This is a genomic window from Streptomyces sp. NPDC001270 (assembly GCF_042896695.1).
GTDB lineage: Bacteria > Actinomycetota > Actinomycetes > Streptomycetales > Streptomycetaceae > Streptomyces.
The window spans coordinates 1-4,480 of record NZ_JBIAXM010000091.1; the positions used below are offsets into that span (position 1 = coordinate 1).

A 4,480-nucleotide genomic window follows, 5' to 3' on the forward strand; every position below is an offset into this window, starting at 1 on the left:
ACACCCGCGACCACCTGCGACGACGGAACACCCCCACCCAACGCCTCAAACCCCGAAACCACCTCACCCCGCGACCCCGCCAACACCACACCACGAGCGTTCAGCTGCGCCCGGGTGCCGGCGAGTGCCCGCGCAAGTCCGGCGTCGGAGACGCTGTCGGTGTTCCGCGCGAACGCCGCCAGCCGCTGGGCCTGGCCGGCCAGGGCAGCGGTTCCCCGCGCCGACACCAGCAGCGGCACGACGTCGTGCTCCGTCATCTCCTGGGCCGTCTCCACCTGCTGCGGCTCGGGGAGGTGTTCCAGGATGACGTGGGCGTTGGTGCCGCTCACCCCGAACGACGACACGCCCGCACGCCGCGGCCCGTCCGACTGCGGCCACTCCCGCGCCTCCGTGAGCAGTTCGACCGCTCCCGAGGTCCAGTCCACATGCGACGACGGCCGATCCACATGCAACGTCCGCGGCAGTACGCCGTTCCGCATCGCCTCGACCATCTTGATCACACCAGCCGCACCGGCGGCGGCCTGCGTATGACCGATGTTCGACTTCAACGACCCCAGCCACAAGGGCCGTTCGGCCGAGCGCTCGCGACCGTATGTCGCCAGCAGCGCGTGCGCCTCGATCGGATCACCCAGCGTCGTACCCGTACCATGCGCCTCCACCGCATCCACATCCGACGCCGACAACCGCGCACTCGCCAGCGCCGCACGGATCACCCGCTCCTGCGACGGACCATTCGGCGCCGTCAACCCGTTCGACGCACCATCCTGATTCACCGCCGACCCACGCACCACCGCCAACACCCGACGCCCATGACGCCGCGCATCCGACAACCGCTCCAACAGCACCACACCCACACCCTCGGCCATGCCAAAACCGTCGGCGTCGTCGGAGAATGCCTTGCAGCGGCCGTCGGAGGACAGTCCCCGCTGGCGGCTGAAGCCGATGATGCCGTCGAGCGACGACATCACGGAGATGCCGCCGGCGATCGCGAGGGAGCACTCGCCGTTGCGCAGGGCCTGTCCGGCCAGGTGCATCGCGACCAGCGAGGAGGAGCAGGCGGTGTCCACGGTGACCGCGGGACCTTCGAGCCCCAGCGTGTAGGACACCCGGCCGGACAGGACGCTCGCGGCACTGCCGATGACGAGGTAGCCCTCGTCGGCCTGGGATCCTTGGGTCTGCCGTCCGTAGTCCTGGCCGTGTGTGCCGACGAAGACGCCGGTGGGAGTGCCGGCCAGTGAGGTCGGGTCGAGACCGGCCCGCTCCAGGAGTTCCCAGGACACTTCGAGCAGCAGTCGCTGCTGCGGGTCCATGCCCAGCGCCTCGCGCGGCGAGATCCCGAACAGTTCGGCGTCGAAGTCACCGGCTCCGTCGAGGAATCCGCCGCCGCGCACGTAGGTCTTGCCGGGGGCGTCGGGGTCCGCGTCGTAGACGGCGTCCAGGTCCCAGCCGCGGTCGGTGGGCAGGCCGCCGATGGCGTCGCCGCCCGCTTCCAGGAATCGCCACAGTTCCTCCGGGGAACTGATCCCGGCGGGGAACCGGCAGCTCATGGCGACGATGGCGATCGCGTCGTCGGCGTCCTGCTCCTCCGTCGTGTCGCGGGGCGCGGCGGCTTCGGCGGGGGCGGCGGGCACGGGGTCCGTGGCACCGAGCAGTTCCGTGCGCAGATGCCCGGCGAGCGCCTTGGGCGTCGGATAGTTGAAGATCACTCCGGCCGGGAGCCGGACGCCGGTGGCCTCGGTGAGCCGGTTGCGGAGTTCGACCGCGGTGAGCGAGTCGAAGCCCGCTTCCTTGAAGGCGCGTGCCGCTTCCACCGCGTCCGCCGACGCGTGGCCGAGTACGGCGGAGGCGACGGCGCGGACGAGGGTGAGCAGTTCCCGTTCCTGTTCGGCCGGGGCGAGCGCGGCGAGCCGTTCGGCGAGGCCGGGGCCCGTACGGTGCGCGTCGCCCTGCTCGATGGTGCGCCGGGACGAGGCGCGTACCAGGTTCCGCAGCAGGGCGGGGACTTCACCGCTGCGGCGGGTGGCGGCGTGGTCGAGCCGGATCGGCACCAGCGCCGGACGGTCCGCCGCCAGCGCCAGGTCGAACAGGGCCAGGCCCTGTTCGGCGGAGAGGGCGAGCGTGCCGATCCGGGCCATCCTGGCGAGGTCGGTGTCGCTGAGCCTGCCGCCCATGCCCCGCTTCTCGGCCCACAGGCCCCAGGCCAGCGAGAGGCCGGGCAGGCCCTCGGCCCGCCGGTGGGCGGCGAAGGCGTCGAGGAACGCGTTGCCCGCCGCGTAGTTGCCCTGGCCCGCGCCGCCGAAGGTCGAGGAGGCCGAGGAGTAGACGACGAACGCGGCGAGGTCGAGATGGCGTGTCAGCTCGTGCAGGTGCCAGACGGCGTCGACCTTCGGGCGCAGCACGCTGTCCCACTGCTCGGGCCGCAGCGCGCCGATCACCCCGTCGTCGACGATGCCCGCGGTGTGGACGATGCCGACGAGGCGGTCACCCAGCGAGTCCACGACCTCCGCGAGGAGCGGGCGGTCGGCCACATCGCCGGCCACCGAGCGCACGGTGACGGTGTTGCCGGCCTCGGCCGCGAGTCCGGTGATCTCGGCGAGGCGTTCGTCCGGGACGCCGGACCGGGAGAGGAGGACGAGTTCGCCGACGCCGTGCGCGGTCACGAGATGGTCGGTGACCAGCCGGCCGAGTCCGCCCGTGGCACCGGTGACGAGGACGGCTCCGCCGGCCAGCGGTGATGTCCCGGCCATCGGCGCGGCATCGGCCCGCCGCAGCCGCGCCACGTATGCCTGTCCGTCGCGGACCGCGACCTGGGGCTCGTCGTCGGACACGGAGAGGCCGACCAGTACGTCGGGCGTGTCGTCCGACGTGTCCCGCGGACCGAGTTCCAGCAGGCCGAACCTGCCCGGGTTCTCCGACTGGGCCGTGCGCACGAGCCCTCGTACGGCTTCCTGCGCCAGGTCTCCGGCGCGCGTGGCCACGACGAGCCGGGACTCGTCACGCCGCGCGTCGGCCAGCCAGTCCTGGAGCACGGTCAGCGCCCGCAGTCCGACGGCGTGCACCCGCTCGGGAACGGTCTGCCGTTCGTCTCCGCCGTCGACCCGGTACACCACGGCGGCCGGTGTGTGGTCCTCTTCCCCGAGGTCCTCGTGGTACGCCCAGCTGGGCGGTGCGGCGGCCGGGCCGGGCGCCGGTACCCATTCGACCTCGAAGAGGGAGTCCCGTCCGACCGGTGCGGCCTGCCGCAGCCGCTCGGGGTCGACGGGTCGTACGACGAGGCTGTCGATGTCGATGACGGGCTCGCCGGTCTCGTCGACCGCCCTGATGGTGACGCTGTCGGGCCCGGCGGGTGTGAGGGTGACGCGCAGCGCCCGCGCTCCCACCGCGTGCACCCGGACTCCCGACCAGGAGAAGGCCAGCCGGGGCCGGTCGGGCTCGGCGAAGAATCCGGAGATGCCGAGCGGGTGCAGAGCGGCGTCCAGGAGTACGGGGTGCACTCCGTAGGCTTCGCTCGTGGTGCCGGCGGCGGTCTCGGGCAGACGTACCTCGGCGTACACCCGGCCCGGTTCGGTCCACACGGCCTGTACGGCGTGGAAGGCCGGGCCGTAGTCGACAGTGAGGGTGTCGTAGAACCCGTCCAGGTCGACGGGTTCAGCGGTGGCCGGGGGCCAGCTGGTGTCCGGCCGCGGGTGGTCGTCGGCGGTCCTGTACGTGTCGCTCAGCCCGCCGCTCGCGTTCTCGGTCCACTCTCCGTCCGGGCCGATCCGGGTGTGCAGCCGTACCGGCCTGCTCCCGCGGCTGTCCGGGACGCCGACGTGGATCCGCAGGTCCACGCCGTCCGACTCCGGTACGACGATGGGGGCGGAGATCGTCAGTTCCTCGACGAACGGGGTGCCGAGGTCTTCACCCAGGTGTGCCAGTGCGTCGAGGAGTGCGGTGCCGGGGACGAGGGGACTGCCGCTGACCCGGTGGTCGTCCAGCCACGGATGACTCTTCAACGAGATCCGACCCGTGAACACCGACCCGTCCGCATCCGGCAACTCCACCACCGCACCCAGCAACGGATGCCCCACCACACCCAGACCAGCACCACCCACATCAGCAACCCGCCGACCCCCCTCCAACCAGTACCGCTGACGCTGAAACGCATACGTCGGCAGACCCGGCACCGACCCCACAGCCTCCGGCAACACCCCCGACCAGTCCACATCCACCCCACGCACCCACAAATTCGCCGCCGACGACAAAACCCGACGCAAACCCCCGTCATCACGCCGCAACGTCCCCGTCACCACCGACGGCACATCCCCCACCACATCCGACACCGCACCCGTCAACACCCCATGAGCACTCGCCTCCACAAACACCCGGAACCCATCCGCAACCAACGCCTCCACCGCAGACCCGAACCGCACCGGCTGCCGCAAATTCCGATACCAATACCCACCCCCCATCCGACCATCCTCAACCCACTCACCATCCA

1 protein-coding gene is annotated in these 4,480 nt (G+C 71.6%); it reads right to left on the reverse strand.

The window, feature by feature from the left end; all coding sequences use genetic code 11:
- A partial coding sequence (locus tag ACFY2B_RS46035) for an SDR family NAD(P)-dependent oxidoreductase (RefSeq protein ID WP_390769026.1) occupies nt 1-4,451 on the reverse strand: 4,451 nt, incomplete at its 3' end.
- Nucleotides 4,452-4,480 lie beyond the last annotated feature (29 nt).